Raw genomic sequence first — 17,265 nt, 5'->3', positions numbered from 1 at the left:
ATGGACGCCCGAAGGAATCGCGTCCCGGCGCAGGGCCAGGGTCAGCACCGGACGCCGGCGGCCGGCGGCCAGGACGGCCGCGCCATCGGCTGGCTCGACCGCGCGCCGCGGTAAGGCCGGCACGGGGCGATGACATGACGAGGCCCGCGCTCCGGGGACGGAGCGCGGGCCTCGCATCGTGGAGACCGCGCCTCACCGTGGAGCGATGCGCCACGTGATGGTGACGGCAGCCTCGAAATCGACCTTGGCGGGCGGGATGATCTGCACGAAGCGCGGCATCGGCATGTCGGCGTAACCATCCGGCGGTCGCGCCTCGCCGTCCGTGATGCTGACGATCTCCACGAGCTTCAAGTCGGCCGCCTCCGCGTAGATCCGTGCCTGCTCACGGGCGTCTAGGACGGCCGGTCGACGCGCCTCGTTGAGGGCGGTCCTGCCGGCACCGACGCTGAAGGTGATCCGGCCGATCTCGAACAGGCCCGAGGCGGCGAGCCGGCTCGCGATGTCGTTCAGGCGGTCGATCGAGTCCGTCCTGAGGGTCACCGACGTCAGCGCCGTGAAAGGCGTCTCCGATCGGGTGGGAGGTGCGGTAGCGATGCCGGCTCGGTACGTCGCCATGGGTCGCTCCTCGTTCATCTGGAAACGGCTCTTCTCGATGGTGATCCCGTCGGACTCGGCCTTCCTGAGAAGCGCCAGCCCCCGCGTGGCGCGCTCCGTGTGAGCCTCGGCCGCCGCGTCCAGTGTCTTGCCCTTGGTCTTGATCGTCACGTCGAAGCGGGCGAAGTCGGGTTTCTGCTCGTGATGGCCCGACCCCCTCACGGTCAGGACGCTGCCTCGGGAAGGCGGCTCCGGCTCCTCGGCCCGGACGGGCAGGCTCACGAGGAGCAGGATCGAGACGGACCACGGCCGCATCATCGGTCGGCTCCCGAGAGCATGAGGCATGCGCTTCACCGCTGGCATTTCGAGAGGCCACGACGGCAATATGATGACGCAAGGGCAACGACGCCGACGCCGGAGCCTCCCGGCGTTGCGCTCGCGCCCTGCCGCCCCATCTCCCTGCCGGTCCGACGAGCAGGAGACCACGATGCGCTTCGAACTCTACCGCGATGCCGCCGGCCATTGGCGCTGGCGGTTGCGGGCCGCGAACGGCGAGGTGATCGCCGATTCGGCCGAGGGCTACGTGCGGCGCGAGGATTGCGAGCACGGCATCGCGCTCGTGAAGGGCGCCGCGCAGGCGAGCGTCGTCGACATGACGCTGCGGCTCGCCTGAGGCCAATTCCTCGGGCATCTCCCGAGGCCGACCCTCGGGCATCGCCCGAGGCCGATCCTCAGGCCGCGATCAGGCTCCGGATGTCGGTGCCGGCCGAGAGCTGGGCCGAGGCATCGAGGATCTCGACGGCGACGATGCGGCCCTCCGCATCGACGTCGAGCACGAGACCAGGCCGCACCTCGGTCCCGATGACCGCAGCCATGTGCGAACGCGCGTCAGGGTCCATCGAGCCGGTGGACGGCACGCAACGGTTTGGGCTCCCGATGCGTTACCGCCGTCCACGCTCCGTCCGGAGCCGCCCTCAGGGAGTTCCACCACGTGCTGAAGACCGTGATCCTGGCCGTCGGCCTGATGCTGGGCGGGGCCGCCCTCGCGCCGCAATCCGCGACCGCCGCGCCGGCCCCCGCCGCCAGCGAGGCGCAGGTCCCCACCGCCTGGGCGCAGTACGGCTACTACCCCCGCCACCGTCACTTCGGGCATCGCCATTACGGGCATCGTCCCTACGGCTACCGCCGCTTCGGACCGCCCTACGGCCGCGCCTACGGGTTCCGCCGCCACCATCACGGCTTCTACGGCCGGCCCTACCGGCCCGGTTACTACCGCTTCTGATCGCCCGGCGGGTGAAGGGACGTCGCCCTTCGCTCGCCCCATTCGTGGCCGCGATCGGGCGGTCCGCCGCATTCCTGCCCCATAGATGACCATGCTGGGCCAAGCTGAGCCGTTCCGGCGGCTCGGCTGACTCACGCCGGGACGCCTCTGCCTCCCGGCCGGCTTTCGGTCGTGCCGCCAGATCCTCGATCTGCCGTCGCACGATCGAAATTCCTCAACGGCCCGAGGTTCATGCCCGCGGCTGTTGGCATCGCAACAAGGGGAAACCGGAATGCCGCATCGCATCGCCGAACGCCGCCGCCGCGTCGAAGCCCAGCTTCAGGACTATGAGCGGTCGCTCGCCGAGATCCGCACCGGCCGCGGGGCCAACAGCCGCGCCCTCCAGCTCCAGCACGCCCGCCTGATCTCCCAGGCGCGCACCGAACTAGCGTCCCTCGACGCCTCGCAGGCCCGCCTCTGAGCCTCGCCCACTGACGAGCGGCCGCCGGTCCGGCGGCCGCTTGAGCCGGGCGCCGGGCGGGCCGGCGTCGCGGGGCCGGCGGACGCGGCTCAGTGGTAGGGATCGGCCGCGTCGCGCAGGCCGTCGCCCAGGAAGTTGAAGGCCAGGACCACGATCACCACCGGCAGGATCGGGGCGAGCAGCCAGGGATGGAGCTGCACCGCCGCGAGGTTCTGGGCCTCGTTGAGGAGCACGCCCCAGCTCGTCACCGGCGGGCGCAGGCCGAGCCCCAGGAACGACAGCGCCGTCTCTCCCAGGATCATCGAGGGGATCGACAGGGTCGCCGAGGCGATCAGGTGGCTCATGAAGTTCGGGATCAAGTGGCGCCCGATGATCCGCGCCTTGGAGGCGCCCATCAGCTCGGCGGCGCGCACGTAATCCTCCTCGCGCAGCGCCAGTAGCTTCGAGCGCACCGCGCGCGCGAGCCCCGGCCAGTCGAGCAGGCCGAGGATCAGCGTGATGCCGAAGAAGACCAGCACCGGGCTCCAGTTCGGCGGCAGCGCCGCCGAGAGGGCGAGCCAGAGCGGCAGTTCCGGCAGCGAGCGCAGGATCTCGATCATCCGCTGCACCACGTGGTCGACCCAGCCGCCGAGATAGCCCGCGAGCCCCCCGAAGAAGAGGCCGAGCGCGAAGGACACCGCGATGCCGACGAGCCCGACCGTGAGCGAGATCCGCGCCCCCGAGACGATGCGGGAGAAGAGGTCGCGCCCGAGCCGGTCGGTGCCGGCCAGGAAGAGCGTGCCGCCCTCCGGCGGGCAGACGAGGTGGAAATCCGCCCGCCACAGGCCCCAGAACTCGTAAGCCTCGCCCCGGCAGAGGAAGCGCAGGGGCTGCGCCTTCGTGCGGTCCACCGTGTACTCGCGGTGGAAGCTCTCGAGGTTGAAGGTGAACGAGTAGGGGTGGGTGTAGGGGCCGACGAAGCGGCCCTCGTGGAAGAGGTGCACGGATTGCGGCGGGGCGTACAGGAAGTCCCCGTGGCGCTTGGCCGGGTTGTAGGGGGCCAGCACCTCCACGAAGGGGATCAGGCCGTAGAAGAGGAGGAGGATGAGGCCGGCGGTCACCGCCACCTTGTGCTTGCGGAACTTCCACCACGTCAGCCGCAACGAGGAGGCGCGGTCGAACGCCTCGCTCTCCGCCCCCAGCGGCTCGGTGCGGCCGGGATCGAAGGGCGCGGGATCGACGAAATGGCCCGGGCGCATCTCGATGCTCATCGGGCGGAGCCTCCGAACCGGATGCGCGGGTCGAGCCACGCGAGCAGCAGGTCCGAGACCAGCATGCCGACCACCGTGAGCAGCGCCACGAACATCAGGATGAAGCCCGCCAGGAACTGGTCCTGGCTCTTGAGCGCCGCGAGCAGGATCGGCCCGACGGTGGGCAGGCTGAGCACCAGCGAGACCAGCACCGAGCCCGAGACGAGGTGCGGCAGCAGGTTGCCGATATCGGCGATGAAGGGGTTGAGCGACATCCGAAAAGGATATTTCAGCAGGGCCCGGGTCGGCGGCAGCCCCTTGGCCCGGGCGGTGACGACGTACTGCTTGGCGAGTTCGTCGAGGAGGTTGGCGCGCATGCGCCGGATCATGGCGGCGGTGCCCCCGAGCCCGATCACCAGGGTCGGCACGACGAGGTGGGCGAGCAGCGACTTCACCTTGTCCCAGGTCCAGGGCTGGCCCGCATAGGCGCTGTCGTAGAGCCCGCCGATCGAGACGTCGAACCAGCGGTTGGCGTAGAACAGCATCACCAGCGCGAGCAGGAACGACGGGGTGGCGAGCCCGATATAGCCGACGAAGGTCGCCAGGTAGTCGCCGAGCGAGTACTGGCGCGTGGCCGAGTAGATCGCGATCGGGATCGAGACCACGTGGACGAAGACCACCACCGCGAGGTTGACCACGAGCGTCAGCCAGAGGGCGTCGCCCACCACCTCGCGCACCGGCCGGTCGTACTCGAAGGACCAGCCCCAATTGCCCTGCAGGAGCCCGTTGAAGGCCCCCTCCGGGTTCGGCCACAGGCCGATCCAGCGCAGGTACTGCTCCCAGACCGGACGGTCGAGGCCGTATTGCTGCATCAGGAACTGCGCCTTGGCGACGGAGGCCGCCTCGCCCTGCGAGCGCAGCTCGGCGATCTGGTTGGACAGGAAGTCCCCGGGCGGCAGCTTGATGATGAAGAAGATCAGCGCCGAGATGACGAGGAGCGTCACCGCCATGGTGAGCGTGCGCCGCGCGAGGTAGCGGATCACCGGAGCCTGCCCTTCATCGCTGGAGCCTGACCGCCGTCACCGGAGCGGGTCCCGGGTGGCCGCTTCCCGCTTGCGCTCGGGCGTCCAGAAGAACTGGTCGATCCGGTAGATCCCGATCATCGCGGTGGGCTTCCAGGAATAGATCGCCTTGTCGGGCAGGTTGGTGAGCCCGGCCTTGCCGACGATCGGCTGCAGCGCGCCCGCCACGGTGCCGATCACCCACTGGTGCTCGGCGCGGTTCAGCAGCATCTCGCCCCAGATCCGCGCCTGCTCGGCCGTGTCCGCCGTGGCCATCCACCGCGCGTTGAGGTCGATGAGGGCGCGCGCCGCCGGGATGTCGCAGGCCTCGCCCTCCTTGCCCTTGGTCTCGACGTACTGGCCCCATTTGGGCCATGCGTAGGTGTCCTGGTGGACGGGGGCGAGTTCGTCCGGCGGCATCTCGGCGGTCGGCATCGCGAGGTCGAGCCCCTGGGCCGCCACCATCACGGTGAGGCCCGCGTAGGACCGGTTGCGCAGCACCGTGCGGTCCTGCGGCTTGACGAACAGCTTGACGCCGACCTCGCGCCAGAACTCGGCGATCAGCGTCAGGCCGTCGGTGAGGAGGTTGCTCTCGCCGTCGGTCTCGACCACGATCTCCAGCTCCCGCCCGTCCGGCAGGAGCCGGATGCCGGCGCCGTTGCGCTGGGCCAGCCCCACCGCGTCGAGGAGGCGGGAGGCCTCGTCGGGGTCGTAGCCCGCGTTGAGGGTCCGGTACTCGGGCCGGAACAGGGGGCTGCTCTCCACCACCGTGTCGTTGCCCTCGGTGCCGAGCCCGAACAGCAGCGCGTTGTTGAGGGTGCGCCGGTCGATGGCGAGCGAGAGCGCCCGGCGGTAGCGCGGATCGCGGTTCAGCGCGCGCCAGACCGGATCCGTGGTGGTGAGGTTGGGGTAGAGCGCGATCTCCGAGCCCCGCGCGGTCGGCCACAGGCGGGTGCGGTAGCCCTTGGCCCGCTCGCCCTCGCGCAGGATCGGGATGTCCTCCATGGTCAGGCCGCGGAACAGGAGATCGGTCTCGCCCGCATTGGCCTTGGCGGCGAAGAGGCTCGCCGCCGCGGTGTCCATCAGCACCCGGTCGATGTAGGGGAGCTGCTGCCCCTGGGGGTCGACCCGGTGGTAGTGGGGGTTGCGCACGAAGACGAAGCGCGCGGCGGGCGCGGTGTTGGTGACGCGCCAGGGCTGCAGGGTCGGCAGGTCGGGATTCGTCTGCTCGAACATCGCGTCGAGCCGGTTGTGCAGGGCCGCCCAGTTCTTGACCTTCTGGGCCTTCGCGGCGGCGTCGAGGTCGGTCTTGGGGGCGTAGCGGGGGTGGAAGCGCTTCAGGTAATGCGCCGGCCGGTAGATGAAGGGGTCGCGCGGGGAGGCGAGTTCGGGCAGAAAGCGCGGGTTCGGCCGCTCCCAGGTGAAGCGCACGTGCTGGGGATCCAGCACCTCGAAGCGCGGCAGCCGGCCCTCGACCATCATGAATTCGGGCGGGCCGGAGGGGCTCAGCTCCTTGTTGAGGGCGATGTCCTCCCACCAGTAGCGGAAATCCTCCGCCGTGAAGGGGTGCCCGTCCGACCAGCGGTGCCCGGCCCTGAGCGTGAAGGTGTAGACCCGGTCGTCCTCGTTCTCGACCCGCAGCAGCAGGTCGGGCTTGAGGGCGAGGCGCGTGTCGTAGCCGACGAGGCGGGTGTAGGCGTAGGTCGAGATGTAGCGGATGTCCCGCGGCTTGGCGACGAGCGTGACGATCTCGCCGCCGGGCTTGCCGACCTGCCGCCCCTCCGCCGCGAGGTCGACGACGAGGGGCTCGGCCGGCGGGCCGGGGGCGGGGGTCTCGGCCGCATGGGCGAGGGCGGGGAGTGCGAGGAGGAAGGCGAGGGCCGCGCGTCGCGCCCGCCAGATCCTTGCTCTGCCGCATCTCATGCCGCATCTCCCGTATCCGGAGCCCGCAGGGTCACGTAGGTGATGCGGGCCGGCGAGTAGCCGGTGGCCGCGTGCAGGTCGTCGAAGGGGTGCGCGCGGGCGATCAGGGCGCGGGCCCCCCGGGCCTCGGGGCCGTCGGGCCGGTAGACGAACTCGCGCCCGTTGCGGGTCCAGCGCACCGGCTCCGGGCCGTGCGCGGCATCCATCAGCATGGCGATGGTCGGGAAGGCCGGACCGCCATGGGCGTGGAGCCGGTGGGCCGCCGCGTCGTCGTCGAAGATCAGCCGGTCGAGGCCCCGCGCGCGCGCCTCCAGCACCCGGCGCGCCTGGCTGATGTGGTCGTCGAAGAACCCGACCGCCCGGTCCAGCGGCAGGCCGCCGAGGTCGCAGGCCGACCAGTCGCGGGCGTGGTAGCGCGCCCGGGGGTCGCGGTAGCGGAGCCCCGAGAGGTCGGGATCGAAGCACAGGATCTCGGCCTCCGGGCAGGCCTGCCGGGTGATCCAGGTGGTGAGGCCCCGGAAGACCCCCGATTCGATCACCACGGCGGGCCTGAGCGCCCGCATCAGGACGTAGAGCTGCAGCGCGCCGTTGAAGCCGTTGCCGCCCCGGCGCTGCGCCACGGGGGCGCTGCCGATCAGGTCCCAGAACGCCGCGACCGCGGCCTGTGCCCCCTCGGGGAGCGCGAGGCCGCAGGCGGCGAGGTCGCGGTCGAGGCGCGCGGCGGCCGCCGCGATCAGGGCCTCGGTCTCGCGGGCCGAGAGCGGGCGGTGGGTCCAGTCGGACACGGCCGGGACGAGGTCGTAGCCGAGCCGGTCGAACAGCGGCCCGAGCAGGCGGCGGCGCAGGCGCTCCAGCAGCGGGTGGGGGCGGGGGAGAGCGCCGACCGGCATGTCAGGCCGCCTGCCGCAGGGAGGAGCCGGCGACCCGCACGCAGTGGCCGGGGGAGACCTCCTGCATGGTGCCGGTCTCGGCGCCGACGAGGCGGAACGGCTCGGGCCAGGCGGCCGGGTCGGAGAAGCGGTCGCTCATCAGGAGCTTGAGGTCGAGGGGGTGGTCGAGGTCGGGCTCGGGCACGGCGGCGAGCAGCGCCCGGGTGTAGGGATGGGCCGGGTTGCGGAAGAGGGCCGCCTTGGGGGCCTCCTCCACGATCCGGCCCCGGCACATCACCGCGATCGTGTCGGCGATGTAGTCCACCACCGCGAGGTTGTGGGAGACGAACATGTAGGCGATGCCGAGGCTCGCCTGCAGGTCCTTGAGCAGGTTGAGCACCTGCGCCTGCACCGAGACGTCCAGCGCCGAGACCGGCTCGTCGCAGAGCAGCACCCGCGGCTTGAGGGCGAGCGCCCGGGCGATGCCGAGGCGCTGGCGCTGGCCCCCCGAGAAGGCGTGCGGGTAGCGGCGCAGGGAGCGCGCGTCGAGCCCCACCATGTCGAGGAGTTCCTTGGCCCGCTCGTAGCGCTCGTCCGGGGTGCCGACCCCGTGGATGCGCAGGGGCTCGGTCAGGATCTCGTAGACCGTCATGCGCGGGTTGAGGGAGGAGAACGGGTCTTGGAAGACGAACTGCACCGCGCGGCGGAAATCCTTCAGCTCGCGGTCCTTGAGGGCGAAGACGTCGCGCGGCCCGGCGCCCCCGCCGTCGTCGAAGGTGACGCTGCCGGCATCCGGCCGGATCGCCCGCATCACGATCTTCGACAGGGTGGTCTTGCCGCAGCCCGATTCGCCCACGAGGCCGAGGGTGCGGTTCGGCCACAATTCCAGGTTGACGCCCTTGACCGCGTCGATGCGCCGGACCGTGCCGCTGAACCAGCCCGCCCGCAGGGTGTAGGACTTGGCGATGTCGCGGATCGCCAGGAGCGGCCCCGGCGGGTCGGGCCGGTGCGGCTCGCCGGCCTTGCGCGCGAGCACCGCGCTCCTCACCTCGCGGATGGGGGTGAGGCGCTCGCCCTCCTGCATGTGGAAGCGCGGCACCGCCCGCATCAGGGCCTTGAGGTAGGGGTGGCCGGGGCGGCGAAACACGTCCTCGCGCGAGCCCGCCTCCATCAGCCGGCCGCGGTAGAGCACCGCCACCGTGTCGGCCACGTTGGCGACCACCCCGAGGTCGTGGGTGATGAGCAGCATCGCCATGCCGGTCTCGGCCTGGAGGTCGCGCAGCAGGTCGAGGATCTGGGCCTGAGTGGTGACGTCGAGCGCGGTCGTCGGCTCGTCGGCGACGAGGAGGTCGGGCTTGGTGATGAGCGCCATGGCGATCATCGCGCGCTGGCGCAGGCCGCCTGAGAGTTCGAACGGGTAGGTGACGAGCGCCCGCTTGGGGTCCGGGAAGCCGACCCGCTCGAACACCGCCACCGCCTGCCGCCGCGCCTCCTCGCGCGAGACCGCGGCGTGGAGGAGCAGCGCCTCGGTCACCTGATCGCCCACCGTGTGCAGCGGCGAGAGCGAGGTCATCGGCTCCTGGAAGATCATCGCGATGCGCCCGCCGCGCAGGGCGCGCATCTCGGCCGAGTCGGCGGAAAGCCGCGCGATGTCGATGCTGCGCCCGGCCGCCGGATCCGTGAACAGGATGCGCCCGCCGCTGATCCGGGCCGCCTTCGGCAGGATGCGCAGGATGGCCTGGGCGGTGACGGACTTGCCCGAGCCGGATTCGCCCACGAGCGCCACCGTGCGGCCGGCCGGCACGTCGAGGGACAGTCCATCGACCGCCCGGAAATTCCCGGTATCGGCCGAGAAATCGACCGTGAGATCGCGGATCGACAGGAGCGGAGCCGTCATTCTGGTCCGTTTCGTCCCTGCAGGCGCTGCGCCGGGGAGACCCTAGCGTCGGTTTGTGACACGGGCGATGCCTCGGGCGCAAACAATGCGTCGGCGCGGGCGACGCGCACCGCCGGGTGCGCCCGCAGGCGCTCCAGCAGCGCCTCGCAGAAGGCCCAGGTCGCGGCGTCCTGCACGAGGTGGTGGGTGAGGAGGCCGAGCCGCGTCTCGCCCGCCGCCAGCGTGGCGGCCGCCCGGGCAAGCAGCGCGCGCGGATCGGCGAGCCCCCGGCCTGTGCGCCACGCCACCGGGTCGAGGTGGGTGTTGACCTGCACGAGGCCCGGCACCGCCGGCCCGCACGGCCCGAAGGTCGAGAGGCCGCGAAAGCCCAGCCGCGGCAGCGCGGCGGCCAAGTCCGGCGCGAGGCGGTTCCAGGGCGGCACCAGCACGGGCAGGGGCGCAGGCCTGAGCGCGCGGGCGAGCGCGAGGCCCTGCGCGACCTCCGCCTCCAGGGTCGCGGCGGGACGGTGGGCGAGTTCCGCCTTCTTCGCGCCGGGCGGGGCGTGGTTCGCGTGCGCGAGGCCGTGCACGAGGAGGTCGATCCCGGCCTCGCCCGCGAGCCGCCAGGACAGCGAGGGCTCGGCCCCGGCCGGGATCACCGCCAGCGCCAGCGGCCAGCCGGTGGTGCGGCTGAGGGCGAGGAGCCGGTCGAGGGCGGGCGTGTGGGCGGTCGCGTCGTCGTCGCGCCACCAGAGTGCGACGGGGCGGTTTTCGCCCGCGCGGCGGTCGAGGGCGGCGCGCAGGCAGGCCCAGTCGGATTCCGCGAGCGCCGGGCGCGGGAGGGAAGGCGTTCGTGCGAGCAGCCCCTCCACGATCGCCACGCTGCGCGCCGCGCCGTCGAGGGCGATCGGCGGCGGCGTGCCGCGGGGCGCCGCGTGGGCAAGCGCCGGTGCGGCGCCGTCGAGCAGCGCCGCCGCCATCTCCGCCGCCATCTCCGCGAGGCGCTCGGCCGACAGCGCCGCCTCCGGCAGCACGCGCGCGAGGCCGCGTGCCGCCAGCGTGTCGGCGCGCAGGCGCTGCTCGGTCTCGCGGCCCGCCTCGAAGGGTACCAGCACGGCCGGACAGCCGCTGCGCAGGAGGTCGAGCACGGTGTTGTAGCCGGCTTGGCTCACCGAGAGCGCCGCGCCCGCCAGCAGCGCCCGGAAATCCGGCCGCGCCCGCTCGACGACGGCGTTCGGCGGGGCGGAATCCCGCAGGGCCGCGAAGGCGGCCTCCGGCACCCCCCGCCCGACCAGCACGCGCCAGGGTTCGTCCGGCCGCAGCCGGGCGGCCCCGAGGGCGGCCTCCTGCAGCGGCAGGCCGGCGGCGCTCGATCCGCCCGAGACCACGACGCCGCGGCGGGGGCCCGGCGGGGGCAAGGGGACGGGCAAGGGGACGGTCAAGGGGACGGGCAAGGGCGCGGGCGCCTCGTCGACGTAGCCCGTGTAGTGCAGGAGCGGCGCGATGGCCGCGTCGACCGGCCAGGAGCGGTCGAGCGGCAGCAGGTCCGGGTCGCCGTGGACCAGCACGGCGTCGTAGGCGGCGAGCCGCGCGTGGGCGGCGGCGACGCGCTCCGGCTTGCCCGGCCGCGCCAGCACGTCGCGCACCGAGGCGAGGAGGCGGGGGCGGGGCGCCGCGGCGCGGGCCGCCTCCACCAGCGCGTCGAACTCGGCCGCCAGCACCCGGCGGCCGAACGGGTGGAGTTCGGTGATCACCGCCTCGGGGCGGCTGTCCGCGAAGGCATCGAGCAGCGCCGCCCGGCGCTCCGCGAGGCGGGCGGGCGTCACCGGCTCGCCCTCGGGGTCGAGGAGCGCCGTGAAGGCGGTGCCGGTGATGCGCACCGGCGGCAGCTGCACGAGACGCACGCCGTCGGGCAGGGCGAGCGCCGCCGGCATGCCGCCGGAGACCAGCGTCACCCCGTGCCCGGCCCCCGCGAAGGCCCGCGCCAGCGCCACCGCCCGGGTCAGGTGGCCGGCGCCGAGCAGGTGCGTGACGGCGATCAGGATCCGGCTCACGCGAGGCAGGCCCCCAGGGTGTCGCGCAGGCGCGCGGCGGCGCGCGCGAGGCTGCGCTCCTCGCGCGCGAAGGCCAGGGCCGCGGCGGCCAGCGCGGCGCGCGCGGCCGGATCGGCGGCGAGATCCCGGATCGCGCCGGCGAGCGCTCCCGCATCGCCCGGCGCGGTGATCCGGCCGGTGAGCCCGTCCCGCACCACGTCCGGCACGCCGCCGTAGCCGCCCGCCACCACCGGGCAGCCCTGCGCCTGCGCCTCCAAGAGCACCATACCGTAGGCCTCGTTGACCGCCGGCCAGACCAGGAGGTCGGCTTCGGCGTAGAGCCGCGCGAGCGTGGGCGCCGGCAGGGCGCCGTGGCGGCGCACCCGCCCGCCGAAGGGCGCGAGCGCCGCCGCGACCTCCGCCGCCGCCGGCCCGTCGCCCGCGACGTCGAGGGTCCAGGCGAGATCGCCGAGGCGCCCGAGGGTTTTTGCCAGGAGCCGGTAGGAGGCGAGCTTGTCGCCCGGCCGCATCATCGCGACCGCGAGGAGCCGCAGGGGGCCGGCCAATTGCGCGCGGCGCGGCGCCAGCGGCCAGTCCGCCGGGTCGAGGAAGGGCGGCAGGTCGGCGAGAACCTGGCCCTTTGGGCGCGCCGCCTCCAGCGCCGGGCGGTCGCGGCGGTTCATCACCAGGATCAGCGAGGCGGCATCGAGCGCGGCCTCGGCGCCCGCGTGGCCCAGCGCGTGCGGGCCGTGCGCGCGCTTGCCCGCCCGCGAGCCCTCCGCCACCACGTACGGGATGCCCAGCGCGGCGGCGACGCGGGGGCCGGTCCAGTCCGGGGCCTTGTAGTAGACGTGGTAGGTGAACCACAGCCGGGGCGGGTCGGCCCGCCACAGGGCGGTCAGCCGCGCTGCCTCGTCCTGCCCGGCCTCGCGCAGGGCCGCGTGCCGGGTGCCGTCCGGGTCGCGCGTGCGCAGGGTGCTCGCCGTCTCCGGCGCGAGGCCCGCCGCCGCCAGCGCCCGCAGCAGCAGCCGCGCCATCGTCCGCTCGCCGGAGGCGACCGGATGGTCGGGGCTCTTCAGGGGGGCGTAGAAGGCGACCCGGGGGCGGCCGGCAGAGGGGGCCGGCGAGGGGGCGGGCTCTTGCCTCGGGCCGTGCCCGGACCCGCCGGGGTCCTGCCCCGGATCCGCCGGACTCATACGAAATCCGATTGATCGCTTCGCGATGCGGATTTCGGCTTCGCTCAGGTGCGCGGAGCCTCGGCTCCGCCGCGCGGGCTGCCTGATCCGAGATTCGAACTGATCGTCCGGATCTCGTATCATCGGCCCCGGACCCCGGCGAGGAGGCCCGCGATCCGCTCGAACCCCGCCTCGGCGCCGAAGGCCTCGCGCAGCCGCGCGAGCGCCGCCGCGCCCAGGCGCGCCCGCTCCGTCGGGTCCCGGGCGAGCAGGTTGAGGGCGTTCGACAGCATCGCCCAGTCGCCCGGGGGCACGAGGCGGCCCTCGACGCCCTCGCGCAGGAATTCCGGGATGCCCGCGAAGTCGGTGGCGACCACCGCGAGCCCCTGCGAGGCCGCCTCCATGATGACGTTCGGCAGCCCATCGCGGTCGCCCGAGGGGGCGCGCTTGGCCGGGAGCACGAACAGGTCCGCCTCGCGCAGGAGCGCCACCACGTCGGGCTGGGGCTTGGCGCCGAGGAAGATCACCCGGCCGCCGAGGCCGAGCGCGGCGGCCTTGGCCTTCAGCCCGGCCAGCGCCTCGCCGCCCCCCACGTGGGCGAGGCGCCAGTGCAGGCCGGGGGGCAGGCCGGCCAGCGCGTCGAGGAGGTCGTCGAAGCCCTTCTTGGGCACCGCGCGCCCCACGCTCACGAACCGCACCGGGTCGGCCGGGTCGCTGCCGTCGCGGGGCGGGCGCGCCGCGGGCGGCGGAGGAAAGCGCCGCAGGTCGAGGCCGTGATAGACGAGCGAGATCCGCGCCGGGTCCGCCGCCAGCCCGCGCAGCCGCTCCGCGCCGGCCGCCGTGCAGGTGACCGCGAAGGCGAGGCGCGGGTCGTCGAGCTTTTCGGCCAGCTCCCAGTCCGGCGTCGTCCAGATGTCCTTGGCGTGGGCCGAGGCGCTCCACGTGCGGCCGGTGAGCAGGGCGGCGTAGCGCGCCACCGAGGCCGGGGTGTGCAGGTAGTGCACGTGGATGTGGGCGATGTCGGCGGGCAGCTCGCGGGCGAGCACGAGCGCTTGGCCGAGCCGCCGGCCGCGGTTCGGGGTCGGGTCGCGCCGCAGGTCCCGCCAGGCGAGGGCGAGGAGCGGCCGCAGCCCGGGGGCGGCCAGCGCCGCGAGCGCGCCGCGCAGCACCCGCAGCGGCGCCTGGTAGAGGTATTCGGGCAGGTAGGCGACCGGCGCGCGGATCTGCCGGTGCATCGGGTGCACCGTCCCGTCGTGCGGCCGGCGCAGGGACCACAGGGCGAGCGCGAGCCCGCGCTCCTCCAGGCCGAGCAGTTCCTGGGCGATGAAGGTCTCGGACAGGCGCGGGTAGCCCTTGACCAGGACGGCGAGGCGGGCGGGCATGCGCGGGGGCTCTACTCCGCCGCCACGCGGGGCACGCCGCTGCCGGGGGCCTGGACGAGGCGCCGGATCGCCGGCAGCCCGTCCAGCAGGCCGGGGATCGGCTGGGCGGAGGGGCGCGGGCGTCCCGGCAGCGCCGCCAGCGCCGCCGCCATCCGCTCGGGCGCGTCCTCGCCCGGCGCCAGGGTCTCGACGAGGCCGAGGCGCGCGGCCGCCTGGGCGCGGATCAGCTGCTCGCGGCGCGGGCGCACCCGCGGCAGGATCAGGGCCGGGCGGTCGAAGGACAGGATCTCGCAGAAGGTGTTGTAGCCGCCCATCGCCACCACGCCCGCGGCGCGGCGCATCAGCCGCTCCAGGCGCACGTCGAAGTCGAGGGCCGAGAGGCGCGGATGGCGGGCGATGCGCGCGCTCAGGGCCGCCCGCGCCTCGCCCGGGAAGAACGGCCCGAACACCACCAGCGCCGGGTGGGGCACGGGATGGGCCTCGTAGGCCCGCACCACCGCCTCGACGAGGTCGACCCCGTCGCCGCCGCCGCCCGGGGTGACGAGCAGGAAGGATTCCGCGCCGGTTTCCGCCTCCGGCGGCGCCTCGCGCCGGAGATAGCCCGTGTAGGTCAGGCGCTCGGCCACGCCCGCCGGCAGCGCGAGCCCGGCGAGCGGCGCGTAGATCTCCCGCAGGCCGTAGATCCAGATCGCGTCGTAGAGCGGCAGCACCCCGAGCGCGCCCTTGCGCTCCCATTCGGGGGCGAGCAGCGCCGGATCGTCGAGCACGTCGCGCAGGCCGAGCACGAGGCGGCAGCCGCGGGCCTTGAGGGGGGCCAGCACCGGTAGCACCTCGCCGTGGAAGCCCGCCGGCTCCTTGTCGACGAGGAAGAGGTCCGGGGCGAAGCGCCGGGCGACGTGGCGGATCAGGGCGGCGCGCGTCGCCACCACGGCGTCGAGGTCGTGGCCCGGCCCGTGGCTGCGGTAGGCGCCGCTGTCGAGCTTGGTGACGCCCGGCAGCCGGCGGCAGGCGACCCCGGGGGCGAACCGGAAGGCGTGGCTGACGGGCGAGCCCGACAGGATCAGCACCCGCCGCTCCGGCGCCTCGGCCACGAGCGCGTGCGCGATCGCGCGCGCCCGGCGCAGATGCCCGAGCCCGAACGTGTCGTGCGAGTAGATCAGCACCCGCTGCGGCGAGAGGCCCTGCATCGGCCTCACCGGGGGCGGCTCTCGGACAACGGCATCCTGCGACGACCCTTCCGGTGCGGTGCGCCGCCACTTCCTAGCGCATCCGCCCCCCGGACGGCTACCCGGCCCCGCTCAGGAGGGCGGGATCACCTCGATCTGGATCGCACTGTAATAGGCCGCGAGGTCGGCGATGTCGGAATCCGTCAGGTCCTTGGCGGCGACCGACATCACCTCGTTCTTGCGGGTGCCGTCGCGGAACTCGCCGAGCGCCTTGACGAGGTAGGGCTCGACCTGGCCGGAGAGGTTGGGGGCGTCGGGCAGCTTCGAGACGCCGTCGAGCCCGTGGCAGGCCTGGCAGGCCACGGCCTTCCTGCGCCCGGCGGCCGCGTCGCCGGCCACGGCGATGCCGCCGGGGAGGAGGACGAGGGCGGCGAGGAGGGCGGAGCGAAGGAGCATGGCGGGCCTTGGGCTTACAGGTCCTTTGCCCATCCGACAGGAAGGGCGCGGGGAACCCCTCTCCCGTGCGGGAGAGGGGCAGGGGATCGGAGATCCCGCGTGAGGGTCCAGGTGGAGCCGCAGTGAGGCGGAGAGCGTGGTGAGGGGAGCGGAACGGGGCAGTATCAGCCGCCCACCTCAGTGCTGGTCGCGGCAGCGTCCCGACTTCTTGCTGCCCACTCCCGGGACCCTCACCCCTACCCCTCTCCCGCACGGGAGAGGGGATCCCGCGTTGCATCCTCCAACCCGGGGCGGCGCGGGTCCGATGCCGGGTGTCCGGCTACTTCTCGTAGGAGATCCGGTAGATCGCCCCGACCGTGTCGTCCGAGACGAGCATCGAGCCGTCGGGCAGCGTCGCGAGGTCGACCGGGCGGCCGAGATACTCGCCGCCCTCGGTGAGCCATCCCTCCGCGAAGGGCTCGGGCTTGCCCGCGCTGCCGTCCTTGTTCACCGGCACGAACATCACCCGGGCGCCGATCGGGGTGGTGCGGTTCCACGATCCGTGCTCGGCCGTGAAGACCCCGGCCCGGTACTTTTCGGGGAACATCCGGCCCCGGTAGACGAGAAGCCCGAGATCGGCGGCGTGCGGGGGCAGCTCGGCCTTCGGCGGCACCACGTCCGGCGGCACCTGATCGTTCTTGTACTCGACGGTGCGCACCGCGCCGCCGCCGTACCACGGGAAGCCGAAATTCTGGCCGGGCTTGGTCGCCTGGTTCAGCTCGCCCGGCGGCTGGTCGTCGCCCATGCCGTCCACTTGGTTGTCGGTGAACCACAGGGTCTTGTCGGGCGCGAAGTCGATGCCGACGGAGTTGCGGATGCCGGTGGCGAACACCTCGCGGTTCTTGCCGTCCGCGTCCATCCGGATGATGCCGCCGATGCCGGTCTTGGCGTAGAGGTCGGCCTTCTCCTTCGGGGGCACGTTGTAGGGCTGGCCGAGCGAGACGTAGAGCTTGCCGTCCGGCCCGATGCGGCAGACGCGGGCGGTGTGGTTGTAGCTCTCTTCCGAGGTCGGGATCAGCTCGCCCTGCTTGACCACCACGGCGGCGGCCACGTCCGGTCCCTCGTAGAAGAACTCGGCGGCCGGGAACGCCAGCACCCGGTTCTGCTCCACGATGGTCAGCACGCCGTCGCGCGAGAAGCAGACGCCGTTCGGGATCTTGAAGTCGATGCCGGGGGCGAAGACCTTCACCTCGTCGGCGACCCGGTCCTTGTCGCGGTCGGTGGCCGTGTAGACCTTGGACTTGCGGGTGCCGACGAAGACCACGCCGGCATTGGGGCCGACCGCCAGGGCGCGGGCGTCGGGCACGAGCGCGTACAGCTCGATCTTGAAGCCGTCGGGCAGCTTGATCTTCTGGAGCGTCCGGTTGACCGCATCGGCGCGCCGGCCGGTCTGCGGGATCGGCGCCGGCTCGGCCGCGCCGGTGTGCTTGAAGCCCTGCAGTTTTTCCAGGTTGTCGACCTTGGCCTTGGTGTCACCGGCGTCCTGCGCCGCCGCGACGCCGATCCACGACACGCTGGCGGCGAGCGCCGCGATCAGTACGGATCTCATGAGGTCCTCCCGGGATCGTCGGCCGATCAGTCGGCCGCGCTTGATTGCCGCGCAATGTATGACGCCCGGGCGCGGCGGCAAGCGGATTTGCGCGCCGTCGCGGGGGCGGGCGGTCCGTCCGGGGCCGGACACTCGCCCCAACGACAGGGATTTGCTGGATTTTCCCGCGTG

The 17,265-nt window shown here is 73.4% G+C and carries 16 protein-coding genes; 3 read left to right on the top strand and 13 right to left on the bottom strand.

Translation table 11 applies throughout. From position 1 onward, the window contains the following. Positions 1-192: 192 nt before the first annotated feature. Entirely contained in the window at positions 193-912 is a 720-nt protein-coding gene (locus tag ACKUB9_RS14020) for an SIMPL domain-containing protein (RefSeq protein WP_407522935.1), read from the bottom strand. Positions 913-1,081: 169 nt separating this feature from the next. Here ACKUB9_RS14020 and ACKUB9_RS14015 point away from each other — a divergent pair, with 169 nt between their 5' ends. Next, positions 1,082-1,267 (top strand): YegP family protein, encoded by a 186-nt coding sequence (locus ACKUB9_RS14015; RefSeq protein WP_407522933.1) that lies wholly within the window; start codon positions 1,082-1,084, stop codon positions 1,265-1,267. A gap of 58 nt (positions 1,268-1,325) precedes the next feature. Here the strand turns inward: ACKUB9_RS14015 and ACKUB9_RS14010 are convergent, their stop codons facing one another. After that, the gene (locus ACKUB9_RS14010; protein ID WP_407522931.1) at positions 1,326-1,469 is read right to left on the bottom strand and encodes a DUF2283 domain-containing protein; all 144 of its coding nucleotides are present in this window, start codon (positions 1,467-1,469) and stop codon (positions 1,326-1,328) included. A 116-nt stretch (positions 1,470-1,585) separates the two neighbouring features. Here ACKUB9_RS14010 and ACKUB9_RS14005 point away from each other — a divergent pair, with 116 nt between their 5' ends. Then, positions 1,586-1,876 carry a hypothetical protein gene (locus ACKUB9_RS14005; protein WP_407522929.1) on the top strand — a complete coding sequence of 97 codons (291 nt, stop codon included), beginning with the start codon at positions 1,586-1,588 and terminating at the stop codon, positions 1,874-1,876. Positions 1,877-2,147: 271 nt separating this feature from the next. Then, entirely contained in the window at positions 2,148-2,336 is a 189-nt protein-coding gene (locus tag ACKUB9_RS14000) for a hypothetical protein (protein WP_407522927.1), read from the top strand. A gap of 89 nt (positions 2,337-2,425) precedes the next feature. On the opposite strand, the gene ACKUB9_RS13995 is transcribed toward ACKUB9_RS14000, so the two are convergent. From ACKUB9_RS13995 to ACKUB9_RS13945, 11 genes are all read right to left on the bottom strand, one after another. Then, positions 2,426-3,586, bottom strand: coding sequence for an ABC transporter permease (locus tag ACKUB9_RS13995; RefSeq protein ID WP_407522925.1), 1,161 nt, complete (start codon positions 3,584-3,586; stop codon positions 2,426-2,428). Further along, positions 3,583-4,608: an ABC transporter permease gene (locus ACKUB9_RS13990; protein WP_407522923.1), complete on the bottom strand. Its 1,026-nt coding sequence runs from the start codon at positions 4,606-4,608 to the stop codon at positions 3,583-3,585. The genes ACKUB9_RS13995 and ACKUB9_RS13990 overlap by 4 nt, the downstream gene beginning before the upstream one ends. A 36-nt stretch (positions 4,609-4,644) precedes the next feature. Then, positions 4,645-6,549: an ABC transporter substrate-binding protein gene (locus ACKUB9_RS13985; RefSeq protein WP_407522921.1), complete on the bottom strand. Its 1,905-nt coding sequence runs from the start codon at positions 6,547-6,549 to the stop codon at positions 4,645-4,647. After that, on the bottom strand, positions 6,546-7,439 hold the full coding sequence (locus ACKUB9_RS13980) for a hypothetical protein (protein WP_410825831.1): 894 nt from the start codon (positions 7,437-7,439) through the stop codon (positions 6,546-6,548). Before ACKUB9_RS13980 ends, ACKUB9_RS13985 begins: the two co-directional genes overlap by 4 nt. 1 nt (position 7,440) lies before the next feature. Next, positions 7,441-9,315, bottom strand: coding sequence for an ABC transporter ATP-binding protein (locus ACKUB9_RS13975; protein ID WP_407522917.1), 1,875 nt, complete (start codon positions 9,313-9,315; stop codon positions 7,441-7,443). Further along, positions 9,312-11,348, bottom strand: a complete 2,037-nt coding sequence (locus ACKUB9_RS13970) for a glycosyltransferase (RefSeq protein ID WP_407522915.1) — start codon at positions 11,346-11,348, stop codon at positions 9,312-9,314. Before ACKUB9_RS13970 ends, ACKUB9_RS13975 begins: the two co-directional genes overlap by 4 nt. Then, positions 11,345-12,364, bottom strand: coding sequence for a glycosyltransferase family 4 protein (locus ACKUB9_RS13965; protein ID WP_407522913.1), 1,020 nt, complete (start codon positions 12,362-12,364; stop codon positions 11,345-11,347). The genes ACKUB9_RS13970 and ACKUB9_RS13965 overlap by 4 nt, the downstream gene beginning before the upstream one ends. 278 nt (positions 12,365-12,642) lie before the next feature. Then, positions 12,643-13,884, bottom strand: coding sequence for a glycosyltransferase family 4 protein (locus tag ACKUB9_RS13960; RefSeq protein WP_407522911.1), 1,242 nt, complete (start codon positions 13,882-13,884; stop codon positions 12,643-12,645). Positions 13,885-13,895: 11 nt separating this feature from the next. Further along, the gene (locus tag ACKUB9_RS13955) at positions 13,896-15,071 is read right to left on the bottom strand and encodes a glycosyltransferase family protein (protein ID WP_407522909.1); all 1,176 of its coding nucleotides are present in this window, start codon (positions 15,069-15,071) and stop codon (positions 13,896-13,898) included. A 111-nt stretch (positions 15,072-15,182) separates the two neighbouring features. Then, positions 15,183-15,506, bottom strand: a complete 324-nt coding sequence (locus tag ACKUB9_RS13950) for a c-type cytochrome (RefSeq protein WP_407522907.1) — start codon at positions 15,504-15,506, stop codon at positions 15,183-15,185. A gap of 319 nt (positions 15,507-15,825) precedes the next feature. After that, complete coding sequence (locus tag ACKUB9_RS13945) at positions 15,826-17,094, bottom strand: PQQ-dependent sugar dehydrogenase (protein ID WP_407522905.1); 1,269 nt, start codon at positions 17,092-17,094, stop codon at positions 15,826-15,828. Positions 17,095-17,265 lie beyond the last annotated feature (171 nt).

The sequence above is a fragment of the Methylobacterium oryzisoli genome (assembly GCF_046557895.1).
Taxonomy (GTDB): domain Bacteria; phylum Pseudomonadota; class Alphaproteobacteria; order Rhizobiales; family Beijerinckiaceae; genus Methylobacterium; species Methylobacterium oryzisoli.
Note: the sequence above shows the minus strand (reverse complement) of the source record. Positions and strands in the feature narration are given on the sequence as shown.